Source organism: Streptomyces sp. NPDC055254, from assembly GCF_053606025.1.
In genome coordinates, this window is the sequence record NZ_JBSGQV010000014.1 from 20,987 (window position 1) to 43,030 (window position 22,044).

General features: G+C 73.5%; 22 protein-coding genes. 17 read left to right on the forward strand and 5 right to left on the reverse strand.

All coding sequences use genetic code 11. The features are described 5' to 3' along the window. Positions 1-23: 23 nt before the first annotated feature. The 12 genes from ACWFQ8_RS16305 (at position 24) to ACWFQ8_RS16360 (ending at position 13,169) form a co-directional block, all read left to right on the forward strand. Positions 24-665: an NUDIX domain-containing protein gene (locus ACWFQ8_RS16305; RefSeq protein ID WP_453786993.1), complete on the forward strand. Its 642-nt coding sequence runs from the start codon at positions 24-26 to the stop codon at positions 663-665. A 279-nt stretch (positions 666-944) separates the two neighbouring features. After that, positions 945-2,918, forward strand: coding sequence for a tetratricopeptide repeat protein (locus ACWFQ8_RS16310; protein ID WP_453786883.1), 1,974 nt, complete (start codon positions 945-947; stop codon positions 2,916-2,918). Between the two features lie 152 nt (positions 2,919-3,070). Then, positions 3,071-4,186, forward strand: coding sequence for an alanine dehydrogenase (gene ald, locus ACWFQ8_RS16315; protein ID WP_453786884.1), 1,116 nt, complete (start codon positions 3,071-3,073; stop codon positions 4,184-4,186). A gap of 449 nt (positions 4,187-4,635) precedes the next feature. Next, the gene (locus ACWFQ8_RS16320) at positions 4,636-5,673 is read left to right on the forward strand and encodes a ParA family protein (protein WP_453786885.1); all 1,038 of its coding nucleotides are present in this window, start codon (positions 4,636-4,638) and stop codon (positions 5,671-5,673) included. Next, positions 5,658-6,185: a hypothetical protein gene (locus ACWFQ8_RS16325; protein WP_453786886.1), complete on the forward strand. Its 528-nt coding sequence runs from the start codon at positions 5,658-5,660 to the stop codon at positions 6,183-6,185. The genes ACWFQ8_RS16320 and ACWFQ8_RS16325 overlap by 16 nt, the downstream gene beginning before the upstream one ends. A 186-nt stretch (positions 6,186-6,371) precedes the next feature. Next, on the forward strand, positions 6,372-7,469 hold the full coding sequence (locus tag ACWFQ8_RS16330; RefSeq protein WP_453786887.1) for a segregation/condensation protein A: 1,098 nt from the start codon (positions 6,372-6,374) through the stop codon (positions 7,467-7,469). After that, complete coding sequence (scpB, locus tag ACWFQ8_RS16335; protein WP_453786888.1) at positions 7,466-8,101, forward strand: SMC-Scp complex subunit ScpB; 636 nt, start codon at positions 7,466-7,468, stop codon at positions 8,099-8,101. The genes ACWFQ8_RS16330 and scpB overlap by 4 nt, the downstream gene beginning before the upstream one ends. After that, the gene (locus tag ACWFQ8_RS16340; RefSeq protein WP_453786889.1) at positions 8,101-9,525 is read left to right on the forward strand and encodes a pseudouridine synthase; all 1,425 of its coding nucleotides are present in this window, start codon (positions 8,101-8,103) and stop codon (positions 9,523-9,525) included. The genes scpB and ACWFQ8_RS16340 overlap by 1 nt, the downstream gene beginning before the upstream one ends. Before the next feature lie 158 nt (positions 9,526-9,683). Continuing rightward, entirely contained in the window at positions 9,684-10,292 is a 609-nt protein-coding gene (gene pnuC / locus ACWFQ8_RS16345; protein ID WP_453786890.1) for a nicotinamide riboside transporter PnuC, read from the forward strand. After that, on the forward strand, positions 10,289-11,377 hold the full coding sequence (locus ACWFQ8_RS16350; protein ID WP_453786891.1) for an AAA family ATPase: 1,089 nt from the start codon (positions 10,289-10,291) through the stop codon (positions 11,375-11,377). Before pnuC ends, ACWFQ8_RS16350 begins: the two co-directional genes overlap by 4 nt. Next, positions 11,374-12,129 carry an NUDIX hydrolase gene (locus ACWFQ8_RS16355; protein WP_453786892.1) on the forward strand — a complete coding sequence of 252 codons (756 nt, stop codon included), beginning with the start codon at positions 11,374-11,376 and terminating at the stop codon, positions 12,127-12,129. Before ACWFQ8_RS16350 ends, ACWFQ8_RS16355 begins: the two co-directional genes overlap by 4 nt. Then, positions 12,126-13,169, forward strand: coding sequence for an ADP-ribosylglycohydrolase family protein (locus ACWFQ8_RS16360; RefSeq protein ID WP_453786893.1), 1,044 nt, complete (start codon positions 12,126-12,128; stop codon positions 13,167-13,169). The genes ACWFQ8_RS16355 and ACWFQ8_RS16360 overlap by 4 nt, the downstream gene beginning before the upstream one ends. A 34-nt stretch (positions 13,170-13,203) precedes the next feature. Here ACWFQ8_RS16360 and ACWFQ8_RS16365 read toward each other — a convergent pair whose 3' ends face one another. The 3 genes from ACWFQ8_RS16365 to ACWFQ8_RS16375 all read right to left on the reverse strand — a co-directional run bounded on the left by ACWFQ8_RS16365 (position 13,204) and on the right by ACWFQ8_RS16375 (position 14,806). Next, the gene (locus ACWFQ8_RS16365) at positions 13,204-13,884 is read right to left on the reverse strand and encodes a nucleotidyltransferase domain-containing protein (RefSeq protein ID WP_453786894.1); all 681 of its coding nucleotides are present in this window, start codon (positions 13,882-13,884) and stop codon (positions 13,204-13,206) included. Positions 13,885-13,912: 28 nt separating this feature from the next. Then, a complete protein-coding gene (locus ACWFQ8_RS16370) occupies positions 13,913-14,377 on the reverse strand; it encodes a QcrA and Rieske domain-containing protein (protein ID WP_453786895.1) in 465 nt (154 codons plus the stop codon). Positions 14,378-14,461: 84 nt separating this feature from the next. Further along, on the reverse strand, positions 14,462-14,806 hold the full coding sequence (locus ACWFQ8_RS16375; protein ID WP_453786896.1) for a DUF952 domain-containing protein: 345 nt from the start codon (positions 14,804-14,806) through the stop codon (positions 14,462-14,464). Positions 14,807-15,027: 221 nt separating this feature from the next. Here ACWFQ8_RS16375 and ACWFQ8_RS16380 point away from each other — a divergent pair, with 221 nt between their 5' ends. From ACWFQ8_RS16380 to der, 4 genes are all read left to right on the forward strand, one after another. Beyond that, positions 15,028-16,116: a prephenate dehydrogenase gene (locus ACWFQ8_RS16380; RefSeq protein WP_453786897.1), complete on the forward strand. Its 1,089-nt coding sequence runs from the start codon at positions 15,028-15,030 to the stop codon at positions 16,114-16,116. Between the two features lie 171 nt (positions 16,117-16,287). After that, a complete protein-coding gene (gene cmk / locus ACWFQ8_RS16385; RefSeq protein WP_453786898.1) occupies positions 16,288-17,022 on the forward strand; it encodes a (d)CMP kinase in 735 nt (244 codons plus the stop codon). Continuing rightward, entirely contained in the window at positions 16,950-17,666 is a 717-nt protein-coding gene (locus tag ACWFQ8_RS16390; protein WP_453786899.1) for a lysophospholipid acyltransferase family protein, read from the forward strand. Before cmk ends, ACWFQ8_RS16390 begins: the two co-directional genes overlap by 73 nt. Before the next feature lie 75 nt (positions 17,667-17,741). Beyond that, positions 17,742-19,202: a ribosome biogenesis GTPase Der gene (gene der, locus ACWFQ8_RS16395; protein WP_453786900.1), complete on the forward strand. Its 1,461-nt coding sequence runs from the start codon at positions 17,742-17,744 to the stop codon at positions 19,200-19,202. A 27-nt stretch (positions 19,203-19,229) separates the two neighbouring features. Here der and ACWFQ8_RS16400 read toward each other — a convergent pair whose 3' ends face one another. Continuing rightward, entirely contained in the window at positions 19,230-19,583 is a 354-nt protein-coding gene (locus ACWFQ8_RS16400) for a hypothetical protein (RefSeq protein WP_453786901.1), read from the reverse strand. Positions 19,584-19,841: 258 nt separating this feature from the next. Beyond that, a complete protein-coding gene (locus ACWFQ8_RS16405) occupies positions 19,842-20,657 on the reverse strand; it encodes a hypothetical protein (RefSeq protein WP_453786902.1) in 816 nt (271 codons plus the stop codon). A 295-nt stretch (positions 20,658-20,952) separates the two neighbouring features. Here ACWFQ8_RS16405 and ACWFQ8_RS16410 point away from each other — a divergent pair, with 295 nt between their 5' ends. Continuing rightward, a complete protein-coding gene (locus ACWFQ8_RS16410) occupies positions 20,953-21,588 on the forward strand; it encodes a transglycosylase family protein (RefSeq protein ID WP_453786903.1) in 636 nt (211 codons plus the stop codon). Positions 21,589-22,044: the final 456 nt, after the last annotated feature.

The following is a 22,044-nucleotide window of genomic DNA, read 5'->3' on the forward strand; positions in this document are numbered from 1 at the left end:
CTGGGAAAGGTACGGGCATGGCCATGGGCAACGGCATCAACGACATCGAGGACACGCCGGAGTCGTGGGAGGTCGTCGCTTCGCGGACCCCGTTCGAGGGCGCGAAGACATCCGTGAAGTCGGATCAGGTCCGGATGCCCGACAGCGCGGTGGTGCGCCGCGACTACCAGGTGCACCCGGGTTCGGTGTGCGTCCTCGCCCTCGACGAGGAGCAGCGGGTGCTGGTCCTCAAGCAGTTCCGCCACCCGGTGCGGCACCGGCTGTGGGAGCTGCCGGCCGGGCTGCTGGACGTGGCGGGGGAGAACCCGCTGCACGCGGCGCAGCGGGAGCTGTACGAGGAGGCGCACGTCAAGGCCGAGGACTGGCGGGTGCTGGCCGACTTCTTCAGCTCGCCGGGAGGCTCCGACGAAGCGGTACGGATCTTCCTGGCGCGGGACCTGGCGGAGGCCGAGGGAGCGCGGTACGCCGTCTCGGAGGAGGAGGCGGACATGGAGATCGCCAGGGTTCCCCTCGCCGACCTGGTCCGCGGCGTGCTGGCGGGACGGCTGGGCAACCCGGGGCTGGTGACGGGCGTCCTGGCCCTCTCCGCCGCCCTTGCCTCCGACGGGGTCGAGTCCCTCCGACCGGCCCTCTCCCCCTGGCCGGCCCGCCCGTACGAGGCGTAGCCCCCGTTGCGCGCCCCGATCGCCGGCGGGGCTGGACGGGCCGGCGTTCGGGGCCCGGGCGCGGAGCCCGGCAGGGGGTCCGCGGCGGAGCCCCGGGGAACGGTGGCAGGGCGGGTGGGGGACCCAGCCCCGCGGCAACGGCCTCGCCGCGCGAGCGACGCGTCCGAAAAGCCGACCATCCGCTGATCCGATTGGGGGATTTGCCCGCCGCGCTCCACCCGGTTCGTCGCTCTGCGTGAACTACGCTCGCAACCCGAAGGCAGGGAGAGGAGCGGATCCGTGACGGATTTCGTCGGGCGGCGGCGTGAGCTCAAGGAGCTGCGCGAGGACATCGCGCGGACCGGGCTCGACACCCTCTCGGGCCGGAAGGCCAAGGCGCCGCGGGCACGGGTGCTGCTCGTCGCGGGCCGCCCGGGCTCAGGCCGCACCGCTCTCGCCGAGGAATTCGTGCGCGAGATCGCCGAGGACTACCCCGACGGGGTGCTCCGTACGCGGCTCACCGCCCCCGGCGGCGGGAGCGTGGCCACCGAACGGGCCGTCCGGGGTCTGCTGGAGGGGCTGGGCCGGACCACCCCGCCCGGAGCCGGCGAGGACGAGCTGAGCTCCGCCCTGCGGGCCGAGCTCGCCGGGCGGCGCCTGGTCATCCTGGTCGACGACGCCGCCGACCCGCACCAGGTCGACGCCCTGCTGCCGGACACCCCCGAGTGCCTGGTCGTGGTCACCGCGGAAGGGCCCCTCACCGGGATCCCCGACGTCCGGCCCTGCACCCTGGGCGGACTGGACACCCCCTCCGCCGTGGAGCTGCTCGCGCAGCGCATCGGCGACACCCGGGTCACCGCGGACCCCCGCGCCGCCGAAACCCTCGCCGAGGAGTGCGGAGGACAGCCCGCCGCCCTCGGCCTGGTCGGCGGCTGGCTCGCCGCCCACCCCAAGGCCTCCGTCGCCGACGTGGCCAAGCAGCTCCACGACATGCCGGCCGGCATCGGCGGGCCCCTCGCCCGCTGCTTCCGGCTCGTCTACGAGTCCCTCCCGCAGCCCGCCCAGCGGACGCTGCGGCTGCTGCCGCTGGCCCCGGTCGGCATCGTCGACTCGCACACCGCCTCCGCCCTCGCCGGGTGCTCCGTGGCCGCCGCCCAGTCCACGTTGGACGACTTCGCCGGGCTGGGCCTCGTGCACCACGCCCCCGACGGGCTGTTCGAGCTGCCCGGCTGCCTCGCGCCGATGCTCCGGGCCCTGTTGGAGGCGAAGGAGCGTCCCGCCGAGGTCCAGCTGGCCCGGGCGCGGATGCTGGAGCGGACGGTACGGCTGCTGCACTCCTGCCGGGCCATGGCCGAGGCGGACGAGGACGGTGCGGTCGGCGGCCCGCAGAAGCTGGACGGCCTGCCCCGCGCCCTGCGCTTCCCCGACCGGCGCGCCGCCGCCACCTGGCTGGACACCCGGCTGTCCGCGCTCGTCGCGGCAGCTTCCCTGGCGGTGGCCGACGGAGAGCTGGACACGCTGGCCCGCCGGCTGGTCGCGGCCCTGGTACGGGCGCTCGCCGAGCACCGGGGCACCGCCGGGGCCGCGCCCGAGCTCTACGGACTGCACCGGCTGGTCCTGGACGTGGCGGAGCGCCGGAACCTGCACCGGGAGCAGGCCGCCGCGCTGCTGAACCTGGCCGACCTGGACGCCGAGACCGGCCGGACCCAGGAGGCCCTGGAGCGCTACCGGGCCGCGTTGGACGCGGGACGGGCGGCGAACGACCCGTACGCGACCGGCCGCGCGATGGAATCCGTAGGAGGTGCCTACCAGGAGCTGACGGACTGGCACCGGGCCTCGGACTGGTTCGGGCGGGCGCTGTCGCAGGCCCTCGCCCGGGGGGAGCGCGCGGACGAGGCGCGGCTGTACGGACGGCTGGGCAACGTGCACACGTACGCGGGCCGGTACGGGGACGCGCTGCGCAGCTGGCGCGCGGCGGCCGCCGGCTACCGCAGGCTGGCCGATGTCCCGGGGCAGGCAAAGGCGTTGAGCGAGATGGCGCGGGTCCAGGAGTACGCCGGGCGGCCGGAGGAATCGCTGCACACCTGCCGGGAGGCGGTGGAGCTGGCGCGCAAGGCGGGGGACCAGCGACTTCAGGCCGCCCTGCAGGTCCGGCTGGCCGACACGCTGGACAGGCTGGGCGACCCCGCGGCTGCCAGGCTGCACCGCTCCGCTGCCGACAGATTGCTGGGAGACGACCCCGCAGCCTGCGAAATCCGCAGTACTTCCGACTGAGATTATTCGTTTGCAAGGCTAGACAGCGACTCATCCTTCATTAGACTGGCTTCACCACGTCATCTCGTGGTGCATCCCGTTGCGCGTTCTTGTGGGCGGGTATGTATGGAAGTGACCCGAAAAATCCCCTGAGCCAAGGACCGTGATCGACGATGAAGGTCGGCATCCCCCGCGAGGTCAAGAACAACGAGTTCCGGGTCGCCATCACGCCCGCCGGCGTGCATGAGCTGGTCCGCAACGGCCACCAGGTCTTCATCGAGCGGAACGCCGGTGTGGGCTCCTCGATCACGGACGCCGAGTACGTGGCCGCCGGCGCCGAGATCCTCGGCACCGCCGACGAGGTCTGGGCCACCGCCGACCTGCTGCTGAAGGTCAAGGAGCCGATCGCGCAGGAGTACCACCGCCTCCGCAAGGACCAGACCCTCTTCACGTACCTGCACCTGGCGGCCTCCCGCGAGTGCACGGACGCCCTGCTGGAATCCGGCACCACCGCCATCGCGTACGAGACGGTCGAGCTCGCGAACCGCGCGCTCCCGCTGCTCGCGCCGATGTCCGAGGTCGCGGGCCGGCTGGCCCCGCAGGTCGGCGCCTACCACCTGATGCGCTCGGCCGGCGGCCGCGGCGTGCTTCCGGGCGGCGTCCCCGGCACCTCGGCCGGCGAGGCCGTGGTCATCGGCGGTGGCGTCTCGGGTTGGAACGCCGCGCAGATCGCCATCGGCATGGGCTTCCACGTGACCCTGCTCGACCGCGACATCAACAAGCTGCGCGAGGCCGACAAGATCTTCGGCACGAAGATCCAGACGATCGTCTCCAACGCCTACGAGCTGGAGAAGGCCGTCCTCGCGGCCGACCTCGTCATCGGCGCGGTGCTGATCCCGGGTGCGAAGGCGCCGAAGCTGGTCACCAACGAGCTCGTCTCCCGGATGAAGCCCGGAAGTGTCCTTGTCGACATCGCGATCGACCAGGGCGGGTGCTTCGAGGACTCCCGTCCGACCACTCACGCCGAGCCGACCTTCCAGGTCCACGACTCGGTCTTCTACTGCGTCGCGAACATGCCCGGCGCGGTCCCGAACACCTCCACCTACGCGCTGACGAACGCCACGCTGCCCTACATCGTGCAGCTCGCGAACCTCGGCTGGGCCGAGGCGCTGCGTCGTGACCCCGCGCTCGCGCTGGGCCTCAACACCCATGACGGCCAGGTCGTTTACGGTCCGGTCGCCGAGGCCCACGGTCTCGACACGCTTGAGCTGAGCACGCTCCTCGGCTGAACCGTCAACGACTGACGTCAATCTCACGTAACCGGCCGGACCTTGCCCGCAAGGTCCGGCCGGACGTGTTTGCCCGGCGCCTCGGGACCCCGCTCAACTCGCCTCGAACGTAACCCTTTAACCCTTTCGCGCACCCGCGAAATTTCGCGGCGACACCTCGTGCGCCCTTGACAGAGTCGTGTTCGGTTGCCGACACATCGTGCCGGGTCCGGCGGATTGTGTTGCCGCTGAGTGGTGACACGCCATAGAGTCGCCAACCGTCGGCATGGTGCCACGCTGACCTATCGATAAGTGTCCTGGTCACGTCCGAGGAGGTAAGACGACTTGTGAATGAGTCGACATTTGCTCCTGGAGGTGGTCGCGCAGGGACGCCTGAGCCGGGCCAGGGCCCAGCCGGGCTCGAAGCCGTCGGCTCCGTCGCAGTACGCACCTTCGCAAACCACCAGCACATGACGACGCCCCGAAAGAGCATGGACGGCCTAGACGTGAACTCCAGGGCCGGCGACCCGAGCGGCGAAAAGCCCGTGGGTTTCGCCGACTACGACAAGGTGCCCGAGGGGCACTTCTACGACCCCGACGCGGAGTACGAACCGGACCCCGAGTACGCGGCCACCCTCGCCCCCGACGCTGCCCGTCAGCGCCGTGAGCGGATCGGCCCGACCGGACGCCCGCTCCCGTACTTCCCGATCCCGGGTCCGCTGACCGATCACGGTCCGGCGAAGATCATCGCGATGTGCAACCAGAAGGGCGGCGTGGGCAAGACCACGTCGACCATCAACCTGGGTGCCGCGCTCGCCGAGTACGGGCGCCGCGTGCTGCTCGTCGACTTCGACCCGCAGGGCGCGCTGTCCGTGGGTCTCGGCGTGAACCCGATGGAACTCGACCTGACGGTCTACAACCTGCTCATGGAGCGGGGCATGTCGGCCGACGAGGTGCTGCTCAAGACCGCGGTCCCCAACATGGACCTGCTGCCGAGCAACATCGACCTGTCCGCCGCCGAAGTGCAGCTGGTCAGCGAGGTCGCGCGCGAGTCCACCCTGCAGCGGGCCCTCAAGCCCCTGATGGCCGACTACGACTACATCGTGATCGACTGTCAGCCCTCGCTCGGTCTGCTGACCGTGAACGCCCTGACGGCGGCTCACAAGGTCATCGTCCCGCTGGAGTGCGAGTTCTTCGCACTGCGCGGCGTGGCGCTGCTGACCGAGACCATCGAGAAGGTGCAGGAGCGGCTCAACCCCGAGCTGGAGCTCGACGGCATCCTCGCCACGATGTACGACTCCCGCACGGTGCACAGCCGCGAGGTGCTGGCGCGCGTCGTCGAGGCCTTCGACGACCACGTCTACCACACGGTCATCGGCCGTACGGTGCGCTTCCCGGAGACCACGGTCGCCGGCGAGCCGATCACGACGTACGCCTCCAACTCCGTCGGCGCCGCCGCCTACCGCCAGCTGGCCAGGGAGGTGCTCGCCCGGTGTCACGCCGAGTGAGTCTGCCCGGAGCCGACGAACTGTTCCGCACGACCGGGGGGATGGCCCTCCAGTCGTCCTCGCCCCGGCGTGGGGCCGAGGAGGCGTCCGGCGCGGAACACTCGGCCGCTGCGGCGCGGAGCACGGCGGGAGAGGGCCGAGGCCGGGAGGCCGAAGCCGGTACGGACCCCCAGGTGGGAGCCCCGCGCCGACCGCAGGAAGGTTCTGTCGGTCAGGTCGGTCAAGTCGGTGGGGTAGCGGCCCCGGCCGGGGCGACCCGGCGGGGCAAGGGCCAGGGCCGGGGCGCGAACCGGCGCCCGAGCGGACGCGAGCGGCACGACGAGAAGATCACGGTCTACGTCTCCGCCGAGGAGCTCATGGACCTGGAACACGCGCGACTGGTCCTGCGCGGGGAGCACGGCCTGGCGGTCGACCGCGGCCGCATCGTCCGCGAGGCCGTCGCGGTCGTCCTCGCCGACCTGGAATCCCGCGGGGACGCGAGCATCCTCGTGCGGCGCCTGCGCGGCCGCTGACCGCCCCGCCCGGGCCCCCGGCCGCCGGGTGCCGGCCGTCCCGGTCGGCGTACGCCGCGGACAGGGCACGGCGGGGACGGGTCGACGCGGCCCGCCGGTCCGGCCCGATCCGCCGGGGACCGCTTAGGCTGCCCGTGGCCGCGCGCCACCGCGCCGCCCAGGCCCCTGCGCACCATTTGGACCCCCATGCCCCTCCCCGCCGAACCCGGCCGACCGACCCGGCGACCCCTGGGACGGGGCCCCGGCGCACCGGCGGCCGCCCCCGAAGGCCCTGGAGCGCCCGCTGAGCGGCGGGGACACTCCGGGGGCGGCGAGGGGGCCGGGGCGGAGCCCGAACCCGCAGGCGGGCCCGCTGAGGCCCTGGAGGGCGCCTCCGGCCGTACCCGTGCCCCGGCGGACGAGCCGGCCGCCGGGCCGGGCACCGCCCGGGCCGGTACTCCCGCCGAGGTCCCGGAGGCGGTCCGGAGCGGCGGGGCCGGGGAGCCGGGCGACGGGCGGTTCACGCTGCGGCTCGCCAACTTCGAGGGCCCCTTCGACCTGCTGCTCCAGCTGATCTCGCGGCACAAGCTCGACGTCACCGAGGTCGCCCTGTCGAAGGTCACGGACGAGTTCATGGCTCACATCCGGGCCATGGGGCCGGACTGGGACCTCGACCAGACCACCGAGTTCCTCGTCGTCGCGGCCACCCTCCTCGACCTCAAGGCCGCCCGGCTGCTGCCGACCGCCGAGGTCGAGGACGAGGCCGACCTGGCCCTGCTGGAGGCACGGGACCTGCTCTTCGCGCGCCTGCTCCAGTACCGCGCGTACAAGCGGATCGCCGAGATCTTCGAGGAGCGGGCGGAGGCCGAGGGCAGCCGGTACCCCCGTACCGTCGGGCTGGAGCCGCACCTCGCCGACCTGCTGCCCGAGGTGGTCATCGGCATCGGCGCCGAAGGGTTCGCGCGCCTGGCCGTCAAGGCCATGCAGCCCAGGGCGAAGCCGCAGGTCTACGTGGACCACATCCACGCGCCGCTCGTCAGCGTGCGCGAGCAGGCGGGGCTCGTCGTGCGGATGCTGAAGGCGCGCGGCGAGGCCACCTTCCAGGAGCTCACCGAGGACGCCGAGGACACCCTCACCGTCGTCGCGCGCTTCCTGGCCCTGCTGGAGCTCTACCGGGAGAAGGCGGTGGTCCTCGACCAGGAGGAGGCGCTGCGGACGCTCACCGTGCGCTGGAGCGGCGGGGACGGCGACGGCATGCCGTCGGTGACCGACGAGTTCGACCGGATCGTGGAGGCGAAGGATTGAGCAGCGACGCTAGCGCGGTGGCCGCGCTCGACCTGAAACCGGCCCTGGAGGCCGTCCTCATGGTCGTGGACGAGCCCGCGACCGAGACGCACCTGGCCAAGGTGCTGGAGCGCACCCCGCGCCAGGTGGCGGACGCCCTGCGGGAACTGGCCGACGAGTACGAGGCCGCCGGCCGGGGCTTCGAGCTGCGGTTGGTCGCCGGCGGGTGGCGGTTCTACTCCCGGGCGCGGTACGCGCCGGCCGTCGAGGGCTTCGTCCTGGACGGTCAGCAGGCCCGGCTCACCCAGGCGGCCCTGGAGACGATGGCGGTCGTCGCGTACCGCCAGCCGGTGAGCCGGTCCAGGGTCTCGGCGGTCCGCGGAGTCAACTGCGACGGGGTCATGCGGACCCTCCTCCAGCGGGGTCTGGTGGAGGAGGCGGGGACGGAACCCGAAACAGGTGCGATCCTGTACAGGACGACGAACTACTTTCTGGAGCGGATGGGCCTGCGCGGCCTGGACGAGCTCCCGGAGCTCGCGCCCTTCCTCCCCGAGGCGGACGCGATCGAAGCCGAGACGCAAGAAGGTGTGCCGTCGTTCGATCCGGACGCACCGGACACCGAGCAAGACGACGACAAGACGACGGAACTTTGATGCGAAGCAGCGGCAACGGCAACGGTGGCAACAGGAACAGCGGCGGCGGTGGCGGCGGCGGGCGTGGTAGCGCCCGTGGCGGCGGCTCCGGCGGCGGCGGTGGCTACCGCGGCGGCGGCTCCGGCGGTGGCAGCGGCAGCGGTGGCGGCGGCTACCGCGGCGGGTCCAGTAGTGGGTCCAGCGGTGGCTCCGGCGGCTACCGCGGCGGGTCCAGCAGTGGGTCCAGCGGTGGCTCCGGCGGCTACCGCGGCGGGTCCAGCAGCGGCACGGGCGGTGGCGGTGGCTACCGCGGCGGCCCCGCAGGCGGGTCCGCCGGCGGCTCGCGCGACCGCGACCGTGACCGAGACCAGGCACCCCAGCGTCCCCGCAACCCCCGCCCCGAGGAGCGCCGCTACGACGTCGGCCCCGAGGGCGAGCGCAACGGCCGCGGCGGAGCCAAGGCGGGCGGCGGCGGTGCCCGCGGCGCGGCCGACGGCAACCGCGGCGGTGCCCGCGGCGACGCGGCGCGCGGCGGCGCCAAGGGCGGTCCCCGTACCCCGCGTACGCCGGGCATCGGCGGGGCCGGCGGCCCGCGCCGCGGCCCCGGCAGCCGCAGCGGCCAGTCCCGCCCGCGCGAGCTGGAGGCGCGGATCGAGGAGCGGGTGCGCGACCGGTACGCCGACAAGCCCGTGATCAAGACGCCCAAGACCTTCCCGGGCGCCGAGGAGGAGGGTGAGCGCCTGCAGAAGGTGCTCGCCCGCGCCGGCATGGGTTCGCGCCGCGCCTGCGAGGAGCTGATCGAGCAGGCCCGCGTCGAGGTCAACGGCGAGATCGTGCTGGAGCAGGGCAAGCGCGTCCTGCCGAAGGACGAGATCAAGGTGGACGGTCTGACCGTCGCCACCCAGTCGTACCTGTTCTTCGCGCTGAACAAGCCTGCCGGCGTCGTCTCCACCATGGAGGACCCGGACGGCCGCCAGTGCCTGGGCGACTACGTCACCAACCGTGAGACGCGCCTCTTCCACGTCGGTCGGCTCGACACCGAGACCGAGGGCATCATCCTGCTCACCAACCACGGCGAGCTGGCCCACCGCCTCACGCACCCGAAGTACGGCGTGAAGAAGACCTATGTCGCCGCGATCACCGGCCCGCTGCCGCGTGAGATCGGCAAGCGCCTCAAGGACGGCATCGAGCTGGAGGACGGCTACGCCCGCGCCGACCACTTCCGCGTCGTCGACCAGGTCGGCAAGAACTACCTGGTCGAGGTCACCCTGCACGAGGGCCGCAAGCACATCGTGCGCCGCATGATGGCGGAGGCCGGCTTCCCGGTCGAGAAGCTCGTGCGGACCTCGTTCGGTCCGATCGAGCTCGGTGACCAGAAGTCCGGCTGGCTGCGCCGCCTGACCAACACCGAGGTCGGCATGCTGATGCGCGAGGTCGGTCTGTAGGACCGCCCGGCCGCGCCGCCCCCACCGGGCGCCGGCCCGCACGGCCGCGCAGCGGCACGAAGCCCGCGGTGCCTCACGGCACCGCGGGCTTTTCGCTTGTCCCGGACCCCGTTCCCTGTTTATAGTCACCTTGACTATTAAAGGGAGGGGGGCCCGGCATGAACTGGACCCTGAGCTGGACCGAGGTCCTCGGATTCGCCACCGGCGCCCTGTGCGTCTGGCTGGTCGCCCGGCAGCACATCGCGAACTGGCCCGTCGGCATCGCCAACAACGTCTTCTTCATCGTGCTGTTCGCCCAGGCCGGCCTCTACGCCGACGCCGGGCTGCAGATCGTCTTCATCGCCCTCGCCGGGTACGGCTGGTGGTCCTGGACCCACGGGGGTGGACCAGGAACCGCCGAGAGCCTGCCGGTGCGCCGCACCACACGCGCCGAATGGCTCTGGCTGGCCGCGGCGGGGGCGGTGGCGGTGCTCGCCCTCACCCTGCTGCTGGACCGGGCCACCGACTCGAACGTCCCCTTCTGGGACGCGCTGACCACCGGGCTCTCGCTGGCGGCCACCTACGGCCAGTGCCGCAAGCTCGTCGAGTCCTGGTGGCTGTGGATCGCCGCCGACCTCGTCTACATCCCGCTCTACGCCTACAAGGGGCTGTACCTGACCGCGGTCCTGTACGTCGGCTTCCTCGCGCTGTGCGTGCTCGGGCTGACCGGCTGGCGGCGGACGCTGCCGGCACCGGGCGCCCGTACCACCCTGGAGGCCGCGGCGTGAGCGGCCGCGGGCGCTTCGGCCACGGGCTGGTCCTGGGCAAGTTCTATCCGCCGCACGCCGGCCACCACCACCTGGTGCGCACCGCCCGGGACCAGTGCGAGCGGCTCACCGTCCTGGTGTGCGCGGCATCCGTGGAGTCGGTGCCGCTCGCCGACCGCGTCGCCTGGATGCGCGAGGCCCACCCGGACACCGAGGTCGTCGGCGCGGTGGACGACATCCCGGTCGACCTGCGCGACCCGGCGGTCTGGGCGGCGCACATGGAGATCTTCCGGGGCGCCGTCCCCGGGCGGGTGGACGCCGTCTTCACCTCGGAGGAGTACGGCAGCGAACTCGCCCGCCGGTTCGGCGCGCAGGAGGTGTGCGTGGACCCCGCGCGGACGCTGTTCCCCGTCTCCGGGACGGCCGTGCGGGCGGATCCGGCGGGCTGCTGGGACTACCTGGGGCCCGCCGTGCGGGCCTCCCTGGCGCGGCGGGTCGTCGTCCTCGGCGCCGAGTCCACCGGGACGACCACGCTCTCCCGGGCCCTGGCGGCGCACTACCGGCGCCGCGGCGGGGTGTGGGCGCGGACGGGGTGGGTCGCCGAGTACGGACGCGAGTACAGCGAGGAGAAGCTGGCGGCCGCCCGGGCGGCGGACCCCGCGGCCTCCTGGGAGGACGTGTCCTTCACCTCCCCGGAGTTCCCGGTGATCGCGCGGCGGCAGGACGCGGCGGAGGAACGAGCCGCCCGGCTGGGTTCACCGGTGCTCTTCTGCGACACCGACTCCTTCGCGACCGGCATCTGGCACGAGCGGTACACGGGCGGACGCAGCGCGGAGGTCGAAAAGATCGCCGCACTGACGCACCGGGACCTGTACGTGCTGACCGACCACGCCGACGTGCCCTTCGAGGACGACGGACTGCGCGACGGGCCGCACCTGAGACCCTGGATGACCGGGCGGTTCAGGGAGGAACTCACGCGCACCGGCAGGCGTTTCCTCGAAGTGCGGGGGGACCGCGAGACGCGGTTGGCGGCGGCCGTGGCGGCCGTCGACGAACTCCTCGCCGAAGGCTGGCACTTCGCCGCGCCCCTGCCGGAGAACCGGTGAGCGGGGCGCTGCCGGCGGGCTACGACCCGTACGCCTTCGAGCCCTTCGCGGTCACCGTCGACCTGGCGGTGTTCACCGTACGGGACGGGCAGCTGCACGTGCTGCTGATCCGGCGCGGCCAGGAGCCGTACGCCGGTGCCTGGGCGCTGCCGGGCGGCTTCGTCCTGCCGCGCGAGTCGGCGGAGACGGCCGCCCGCCGGGAGCTGGCCGAGGAGACCGGGCTGGCCCCCCGGGTGGTCGCCGCGCTGCACCTGGAACAGCTGCGCACCTACAGCGAACCGGACCGGGACCCCCGGATGAGGGTCGTCTCGGTGGCCTTCACGGCGCTGGTCCCCGACATGCCGGAACCCGCGGCGGAGGGCGGCGGCGACGCCGCGCAGGCCCGCTGGGTCCCGGTGGGCGAGGCGGCCGGAGCCGCGGCGGCCCTGGCCTTCGACCACGCGGTCGTCCTGGCGGACGCCCGGGAGCGGGTCGGCTCGAAGTTGGAGTACACCTGCCTGGCCACCGCCTTCTGCCCGCCCGAATTCACCCTCGGGGAGCTCCGTTCCGTCTACGAGACCGTCTGGGGCACCGCCCTGGACCGCCCCAACTTCCGCCGCAAGGTCCTGGCCACGCCCGGTTTCGTCGAGGCCGTGCCCGGAGCCGCCCGGCTGACCGGCGGCCGCGGCAAACCGGCCGCGCTGTACCGGCCGGGACCGGCCACCGCCCTGTACCCGCCCCTGCTCCGCCCCACGGAAGGTTCCGCACGATGACGACGACGCACCGGCCCGCGCATCCGAAGCAGCCGAAACGGGCCGCGACCGGGGCCATGATCGGGCTGGCCCTGGGCGACGCCCTCGGTTACCCGACGGAGTTCGACGACGTGCCCTCGATCCTGGCCAGGACCGGGCCGTGGCGCGAGATGGCGCTCCCGCGCCCGGCGATCGTCACGGACGACACCCAGATGACGCTGGCCCTGGCGCGCGGCATACGGACGGCCGCGGACCGGGGCCGGATCGGGCCGCTGCGGCTGACCCGGCCGGTGCGGGAGGAGTACGTCGACTGGTACCACTCCCCGGAGAACAACCGCGCCCCCGGCCGCACCTGCCTGACGGCCTGCCGGCTGCTGGACCACCCGGAGCGGGACTGGCGCGACGCCACCCAACTGGGCTCCAAGGGATGCGGCGCGAACATGCGGGTGGTCCCGGTCGGGCTGGTCCCCGGCTGGACCGATGAGGAGCGGGCGGGCGCCGCCCAGCTCCAGTCGGCGCTGACCCACGGCCACCCGACGGCCCTCGCCGCCTCCGACCTGACGGCGCGTGCGGTGCACCTGCTGGCGGCGGGCACCGAGGTGACGGGCCTGGTCGGGCGGTTGCGCTCGTACGCGCTGGAGAACCGGACCCGCTACCACGAGCGCTGGCTCGGCGACCTCTGGACGCGGACCGCCTCCGACACCTCGGCCGAGTCCTTCATCGCACGGGGCTGGGACGAGTGCCTGGCGGCCCTCGACCGGCTGGCGGCCGCACTGCGCGACCCGTCCCCCGAGACCGACCCCTGCCTGACCACGGGCGACGGCTGGATCGCCGAGGAGGCCCTGGCCACGGCCCTGCAGTGCTTCCTCCTCTTCCCGCAGGAACCCCTGCTCGCGCTGCGGCGCGCGGCCTGCACGGCGGGCGACTCCGACTCGATCGCCTGTCTCGCGGGCGCCTTCGCGGGCGCCCACCTCGGCGCGGACGCCTGGCCCCGCGACTGGCAGGACCGCGTCGAGTACCGCGACGAACTGCTGTCCTTCGGCACCCTCTGGGACGCGTGACCCGTGCGGGGCAGGCGGCGGCGTTCGACGGCCGCTAGTGCGCTGATGCCCGGCGGGTGCGCAGGAGGAAGTCCGCCACGCGGGCGCGGTCCGGTTCGGCGGGGAGCGGGGTGGTCGTGAGGGCCGCGTCGGTCTCCGCCACGAGGCGGGTCATCCAGGCGTCCATCTCGTCCCAGCCGAGCTCCCCGCGCCGGACCGCCAGGAGGCGGTCGCGGTGCGGGCCCGCGTCGATGGTCAACCGGCCCGTCCGCAGCAGGTCGCGGCAGGACAGGAGCAGTCGCAGCAGGTGCATGGCGTGCTTCCAGCGCGGGGCGCCGTGGACGCGGACGTCCGCGAGGAGCTTGCCGCGTTGGGAGGCCGCGTACCGGGAGAAGCTGACGTGGGCCCGGCGGGAGAGGAAGGACCCGCGCAGGTCCAGCAGTTCCTCGCCCACCGGGGTGGCCTCCTCGACCAGGGGGGAGTGCAGGCACTCCAGGATGTTCGGGTTGCCCCGCAGCGCGAGCTCGCAGAAGCGCTCCAGTTCCCAGGAGAACTGCTCCTCCAAGGGCCCCTCCACGTGCGTGGGGGGCTTCTCGAAGCGCCAGAACAGCGGCGTCGGGGCGAGGTAGACACCGCGCAGGTCGGTGTCGCTCGCCTCCGTGGCCAGCCCGAACGCCCGGGAGCCCATCACGCACCGGTAGACCGTGTGGTCCCGCACCAGCGTCAGATCGTCCATCCGGGGAGCGTAGGCGCGGAGGCGGTCCTCAGGCGAGCGAGATTGTGCCGTCCGTGACCTTGATCTTCTTCTCGGGCAGCGGTCGCGTGGCCGGGCCCTTCTCCACCGCGCCGTCCGTGTCCTTGAACTTGCTGCCGTGGCAGGGGCAGTCGATGCTGCCGTTCTCCACCTTGTTCACGAGGCAGCCCGTGTGGGTGCAGACGGCCGAGAAGCAGCGGTAGTCCCCGGCCGTCGGCTGGGTGATCACCAGCTTCTCCTCCTTGAGGACCTTGCCGCCGCCCACCGGCACGTCCGCCGCCTTGGCCAGGGCCTTCGCCGGCGGCGCGGTGGCGGCCGCGGGGGAGGGCGGCGCGGACGGGGAGGCGGCGCTGCCCGTGTCGCTCTCGGGCTTCGCGCCGTCGTCGCCGCCGCAGGCGGTGAGCGCACCGCCCGCGAGAGCGGCCGCGCCCGCCGTGAGTACCGTGCGCCGGGCGGTGCGGATGGAGTCGTTCATGACTTTCTCCTCTGGCTGTGTGGCCGGATGGACGTGCAGCATCCTGGCCCGCGGCGGGCTCCAGGTGAAGCCTGCCGCGCCGGTTCAGAGGACCGGCTGCCAGAGGGCCAGTGCTGCGTGGCCGCCGGATGACCCGCGTACCACCTGCCACACGCGGACCACGGCGTCCCGGTTCAACGGACCGAAGACATGGGGGTAGCGGTCCCCGGAGTCACCCTCCCGGCGGACGTCCGGGAGCAGGGCGGCCTCGTCGAGTTCCACCGCCAGCAGAGTCCCCCGTACGTCGCGGTAGTGCGCGTCGGCGATCGCCAGCACGGTCGCCCGGTCCGCCGAGCAGTGCACGAAGCCCTCCGTCGCGAGGGAGGGCGGGGCGTAGGGGCCGTCCGGGTCCGCGGTCCAGTCGGCGAGCGGGACGAGGTGGAAGATCATGCCGATCGTTCTACCGCAGCGGCCGGGCGCCGGCGTGCGCCGACCGGCGCAATGCCCGAGTTCGGGCGTTTGTCCCGGTCTCGAAGCCGGGTACCTCCGCCCCCCGGGCCGGGACCCGTGCCCCGACGGACGAGAGCCCGGGCCCCCGGGCCGTACGGCGCGCCCACTACCCTGGCCGGACAAACCTGTCGCCGTGCCGTACGCACCCCTGGAGCGCTCCCGTGAGAACCGCCGTCGTCATCGGAACCGGACTGATCGGCACCTCCGCGGCCCTCGCCCTGTCCGCCCGGGGGATCACGGTCCACCTCGTCGACCACGACCCGGCCCAGGCCCGTACCGCGGCCGCCCTCGGCGCCGGTACGGACGAGCCGGCGGACGGCCGGGTCGACCTCGCGGTCGTCGCCGTACCGCCGGCCCACGTGGCCGCGACGCTGGCCGACGCCATCGGGCGCGGGGCGGCCCGGGCGTACGTGGACGTGGCCAGCGTCAAGGGCGGACCGCGCCGGGAGCTGGCGGCCCTCGGCGTCGACGTCACCGCGTACATCGGCACGCACCCGATGGCCGGCAAGGAGCGCTCGGGCCCGCTGGCGGCCACCGCGGACCTCTTCGAGGGCCGCCCGTGGGTGCTGACCCCGACCCGGGACACCGAACACGAGGTGCTGAACCTCGCGCTGGAGCTGGTGGCGCTGTGCCGGGCCGTCCCGGTCGTGATGGACGCGGACGCGCACGACCGGGCGGTGGCACTCGTCTCGCACACCCCGCAGCTGGTGTCGAGCATGGTCGCCGCGCGGCTGGAGGAGGCCGACGAGACGGCGGTCCGGCTGTGCGGGCAGGGCATCCGGGACGTCACGCGGATCGCGGCCTCCGATCCCCGGATGTGGGTGGAGATCCTCTCCGCGAACCCGGGCCCGGTGGCCGACGTCCTGGCCGGCATCGCGGCCGACCTGGAGGAGACCGTGGAGGCCCTGCGCGGCCTGCAGTCGGCCGACGTGGAGAAGCGGCGCGGCGGCGCCGCGGGCATCGAGGACGTGCTGCGGCGCGGGAATGCCGGCCGGGTCCGGGTACCGGGCAAGCACGGCGCGGCGCCGACGGTCTACGAGACGGTGGCCGTGCTCATCAGCGACCAGCCGGGCGAGCTGGCGCGGATCTTCGCCGACGCGGGGCGGGCCGGGGTCAACATCGAGGACGTGCGGATCGAGCACGCGACGGGGCAGCAGGCCGGCCTCGTACAGCTCATGGTCGAGCCCAGGGCGGTGACCGCGCTGACGGCCGAGCTGCGCGAGCGCGGCTGGGCGCTGCGGCAGCAGTAGGAAGCCCCTGCGCGGCGGGGGCGTGCGCGGCGGCCGTGCCCCCGCCGCGCGGGGGCCGGACGGGGGCGGGCCGGGCGGGCGGGGCCGAGGGGTTCCGGGGGCCGGTAACCTTGGAGAGGGGCGCTTTGGCGCGCCCGGACACGTACGCGCAACCAGGAAGGTGCCCGCACCGTGGAAACCGCAGCTCCGTCCGCCGTGATCGTCGCCATCGACGGTCCCTCCGGCACGGGCAAGTCCAGCACCTCCAAGGCCGTGGCCGCCAAGCTCGGGCTGCGCTACCTGGACACCGGTGCCCAGTACCGGGCCATCACCTGGTGGATGATCACCAACGGCGTCGACACCGACGACCCGCACGCCGTCGCCCTCGCCGCGGGCAAGCCCGCCCTGGTGTCGGGCACCGACCCGGCCGCGCCCACGATCACCGTGGACGGCCTGGACGCCGCCGGCCCGATCCGTACCCAGGAGGTCACCTCGAAGGTCAGCGCCGTCAGCGCCGTGCCCGAGGTGCGCACCCTGATCACCGAGCTGCAGCGGGACATCGCCGCCGAGGCGGCCGGGACGGCCGCCGGAATCGTCGTCGAGGGCCGGGACATCGGCACCACCGTCCTGCCCGATGCCGACCTCAAGATCTTCCTCACCGCATCGGCCGAGGCGCGCGCCGCCCGGCGCAGCGGCGAGCTCCGCGGCAAGGAGGCCGCGGACCTCGCGGCCACCAAGGACGCGCTGATCAAGCGCGACGCCGCCGACTCCGGCCGCAAGACCTCCCCGCTGGCCAAGGCCGCCGACGCCGTCGAGGTCGACACCACCGAGCTCACCCTCGACCAGGTGATCGAATGCGTCGTGACCCTCGTCGAGGAGCGCCGCGGCGCCGCCCAGGACACCGGGAAGCGGGCGGGAGGCCAGTGAGCGAAGCGCCCTCCCTCAAGGGTGCGGCGGTCGGCAGGCGCATCGGCATCGGGCTCATGTACGGGCTCTGGAAGCCGCGCGTCCTGGGTGCCTGGAAGGTGCCCGCCTCGGGCCCCGTCATCCTCGCCGTGAACCACTCCCACAACATCGACGGCCCCATGGTCATGGGCACCGCTCCGCGCCCGCTGCACTTCCTGATCAAGAAGGAGGCGTACGTCGGCCCGCTCGGCCCCTTCCTCGAAGGGATCGGGCAGGTGAAGGTGGACCGGAGCGGCACCGACCGGACCGCGATAGGCCGCGCCCTCGGCGTGCTCGACCATGGAGGGGCCCTGGGCATCTTTCCCGAGGGCACCCGGGGCGAGGGAGACTTCGCCTCCCTGCGCGCGGGCCTCGCGTACTTCGCGGTCCGCAGCGGCGCGCCCGTCGTGCCCGTCGCCGTCCTGGGCAGTACCGACACCCCGGGACGGCTGCTCAAGGGGCTGCCCGCCCTCAAGAGCCGGGTCGACGTCGTCTTCGGCTCGGCCTTCGACGCGGGCGACGGCACCGGCCGCCGTACCCGCAGCGCGCTGGACGAGGCCACCGTACGCATCCAGGACCGGCTGACCACCCACCTGGCCGATGCCAAGCGCCTCACCGGGCGCTGAGCGAGACTTGACCTAGTAGTGGAACCGCGCTGCGCGGGTGCCACCGATCACCACGAACGACGAGGAACGGACTTCATGAACGACCAGCACGACCACGGAGCACTTGGCGACGCCGAGTACGCGGAGTTCATGGAGCTCGCCGCGGAAGAGGGCTTCGACATCGAGGATGTCGAAGGCGCGATCGACGCGGCCTCGGGAGGCCCCCTTCCCGTCCTCGCCGTCGTCGGCCGACCCAATGTCGGCAAGTCGACCCTGGTGAACCGCATCATCGGCCGCCGCGAGGCCGTTGTCGAGGACAAGCCCGGCGTCACCCGCGACCGCGTCTCCTACGAGGCGGAGTGGGCCGGCCGCCGGTTCAAGGTCGTCGACACCGGCGGCTGGGAGCAGGACGTCCTCGGCCTCGACGCGTCCGTGGCCGCCCAGGCCGAGTACGCGATCGAGACCGCCGACGCGGTCGTCTTCGTCGTGGACGCCAAGGTCGGCGCCACCGACACCGACGAGGCCGTCGTCAAGCTGCTGCGCAGGGCGGGCAAGCCCGTCGTCCTCTGCGCGAACAAGGTCGACGGCCAGAGCGGCGAGTCCGACGCCGCCGCCCTGTGGTCCCTCGGCCTCGGCATGCCGCACCCGGTCTCCTCGCTGCACGGCCGCGGCACGGGCGACATGCTCGACGCCGTCCTGGAAGCCCTCCCGGACGCCCCCGAGCAGACCTTCGGTGGCGCCGCCCCCGGCGGACCGCGCCGGATCGCGCTCATCGGGCGCCCGAACGTCGGCAAGTCCTCGCTGCTGAACAAGGTCGCGAAGGAGGAGCGGGTCGTCGTCAACGAGCTGGCCGGCACCACCCGCGACCCGGTCGACGAGCTGATCGAGCTCGGCGGCGTCACATGGAAGTTCGTCGACACCGCAGGCATCCGCAAGAAGGTCCACCTCCAGACGGGTTCGGACTACTACGCCTCGCTGCGTACGGCCGCAGCCGTCGAGAAGGCGGAGGTCGCGGTCATCCTGATCGACACGACCGAGAAGATCAGCGTCCAGGACCAGCGCATCATCACGATGGCCGTCGAGGCGGGCCGCGCGATCGTGATCGCGTACAACAAGTGGGACGAGCTCGACGAGGAGCGCCGCTACTACCTCGAGCGCGAGATCGAGACCGAGATGCAGCAGGTCGCCTGGGCGCCCCGGGTGAACGTCTCGGCGCTCACCGGCCGCCACATGGAGAAGCTGGTCCCGGCGATCGAGTCCGCCCTCGCGGGCTGGGAGACGCGCGTCCCCACCGGCCGGCTCAACGCCTTCCTCGGTGAGGTCGTCGCCGCCCACCCGCACCCGATCCGCGGCGGCAAGCAGCCCCGCATCCTGTTCGGTACCCAGGCGGGCAGCAAGCCGCCGCGGTTCGTACTCTTCGCCTCCGGCTTCCTGGAGCACGGCTACCGGCGCTTCATCGAGCGCCGGCTGCGCGAGGAGTTCGGCTTCGAGGGCACCCCGATCCACATCTCGGTGCGGGTGCGCGAGAAGCGCGGTTCCCAGCACAAGAAGAAGTAGCGACGCCGGGAAGCCGGTGCGCCGGGGTCAGTAGCCCCGGCGCGGAGCGGGCGGCAGGGCCGCCGGGATGTGCGTCATCCCGGTCTGGTGCTGCCGCCCGTCGGCGTACGGGGAGCCGCCCGCGTACGAGGAGACCGGCACCGGCTGCGGGACGTACGAGGGCTGCCAGCCGTCCGTCTGCCAGGCGGGGGCGTTCCAGCCGCTGCCGCTGCCGCCGTCGTACGGGCCCCCGTACGAGAAGGCCGTGAAGCCGAGGTCCTCCTCGCCCGTGCGGTCGCCCGGCAGGGTCCGGAAGGCGCGCAGGTACTCCGAGTACAGCGTGTCGTAGATGGGAGTGGGTGAGACGGCCGGAGCGCTGTCCCGGTCCCGGGAGGGGCGCATCGGGGGGACGGCACTCGGATGGGACGGGGCGCAGGAGGAGTCGTATGGATGCACGTATCAGCCAACGAAACCAGCGCCTTGCGGATGCGGGCCACCGGGGAGAAAACGCAGATCGCCGGGGGTGTGCGGGACGGGCCGCGCACCCCCGGCGCACGCCGCCCGGCCCCTCGGCAGGGGCTGGCGGCAGTCCGGTGGAGGTGGATGCTTCCGGGGGCGTCAGGCGTCAGGCGTCAGGCGTCAGGCGTCAGGCGTCAGGCGTCAGGCGCCCGGCGTACCGGCCAGGGGCATCGACGCGGCCACCAGCTTGCCCGCCGCGGCGGCCTTGTCCAGGGCGTCGCGGAGCAGGTCCTCGCGAGGCTGGAGGCCGATGGAGCCGACCGGGGCGGCGTAGATGAGGACGCGCTGGGTCTTGTTGACGGCCGCGCGCCAGCCGTCGGTGACCGACAGCGCCTGGTGCGCCTGCCACCAGGCCACGGGCGCACCGCCCTCGGTGCCCGGCTGGAGGACGGCGTGCAGCTGTCCGCCCGCGAGCAGGACCGACCAGCCCGCCAGGGGGGAAGGGAGCTCGGCCGTGTCCGTGACCGGGATGAAGCCCTGCTCGATGAGGAGCGGAAGGAAGTCGTCGCCGGGGCCGTCGCTGCCGGGGCGGGCGATCGGGGCGGTCGGCTCGACCACCAGCGCGGGGTGGAGCTCGCCGCCGATCAGGACCAGTCCGCTGGTGATGCCGAGGACGGCCTGGCCGCCGGGCACGTTCTGCGGGGCGTTCGCGCCGGCGGCGGAGGCGGCTGGGGCCGGGCTGTCGCCGGTGATGCTGCGGACCGCGCCCTGGAGCTGCTCCTCGGAGACGGAGACGACCTGCGAGGGGATGCAGGTGGCGTGGGCGAAGGCGAGGACTGCGGTCTCCTCGCCGACGAACAGCACCGTGCTGGTCCGGTCGGTCTCGGGGTCTCCCGGGGTGCGGCAGGAGGTGCAGTCGTAACTGCGCGGCGCGTCCTCGCCGACGAGCAGCCTGTCGGCTTCCTCGTCGCCGATCTCGTTGCGTACCTCATCACTGACGTCGAGCATGCGCGGCACGGGGTGGCTCCTCGGCATAGGTGCGGGGCCGGGCGGCCCCCGGCTCGCCGGGCTCAACGCGGGAGCGGCGGCCGGGGTCACGCCATTCGAGGGAACGGAATCGAACCGTGCCCCCGGAGGAGTGAACCGCCCGACCGCGGCTTCGCTTTCATGGCAACTCTTTACTGCTTGTGCGCAGTTGGTGGCCGCCGATGGCCGTTTGGGGAGGACGTGTCCGGTCGGCCGACCGGGTGGGCCGCGGGAGGCCGCCGCGTGGCGGACCGGCGGCCGGGACGGGGCTGCATAGCGTGGCGCGGTGCCCACCCCCGGGATTCCGCGCGTCGGCGCTGCCGCTGCCGCCGCCGCGCTGATCCTCCTGCTCCCGCTCGCCGGGGCGACGGCGGCCGCCCCGCCGCCGCCCGCGCCCGGACCGGCCGGCGCCGCGCACCCGGGCTCGCCGGGCGTGGTCGGGGACGGGCCGGGGGACTGCGGGCCGGGCGGGGAGTGGCCGTGGGACTGCGTGGCCGACTGCGAGAGCGGCGGACGGTGGGCCGTCGACACCGGCAACGGCTTCTACGGAGGGCTGCAGTTCCGGCAGCCGACGTGGGAGGAGTACGGCGGGACGGCCTTCGCGGCGCGGGCCGACCTGGCGAGCCGCGAACAGCAGATCCGGGTGGCCGAGAGGGTGTTGGGCGCCCGGGGCTGGGAGGCCTGGCCGGTCTGCTCGAAGCGGTACGGGCTCTCCGGGCGGATGCACGCCGTGCGGCCCGGGGACACGCTGGTCTCGATCGCGGGCACGTACCGGGTCCGGGGCGGGTGGCGCGCGCTGTACGAGGCGAACCGCGCCCTGATCGGGCCGCGGCCGGAGCTGCTGCGGGTGGGGACGCTCCTGGTCCTGCCGGCCGCGGAGTCCTCCGCGGAGGCGCCCGCCACTGCCCCCGCGTTCTCGTGATTCACCTCATGCTGCCCGGGTGTGAGTTCGAAGTGGTCGAAGCGCCGGAGCTGACGGTTCGGATCCGGCGGGCACGGGATCTCCCGGGCCGGGCCGTGGAGTCCGTCGCGGTGAAGGAAATGTGAGGGGCCGGAGGGGGAATCGGATGGTCCGGCCGCCCGATCGCTGCCAATCGGCGGCGCCAATTCAGCGGTTCTCGGCGGAATTGCAATCCGTCTTTGCGGTGGGCGTGTCGCGTACCGCAAAACAATTCACGGTTGTCGATATTCTGTGACACAAGCGTGACCCGGGACGGACGAACGTCCGGGCGCGGTGCTGACGAACGACGGAGGCGGGGGGGGGGGGGGGGCCCCCCCCCCCCCCCCCCGGGGGGGGGGGGGGGGGGGGGGGGCCCCCCCCCCCCCCCGCGGCATTCCGCCCCGCCGTACAGCTCACCCGCTGTACGGTGTGGGGTAT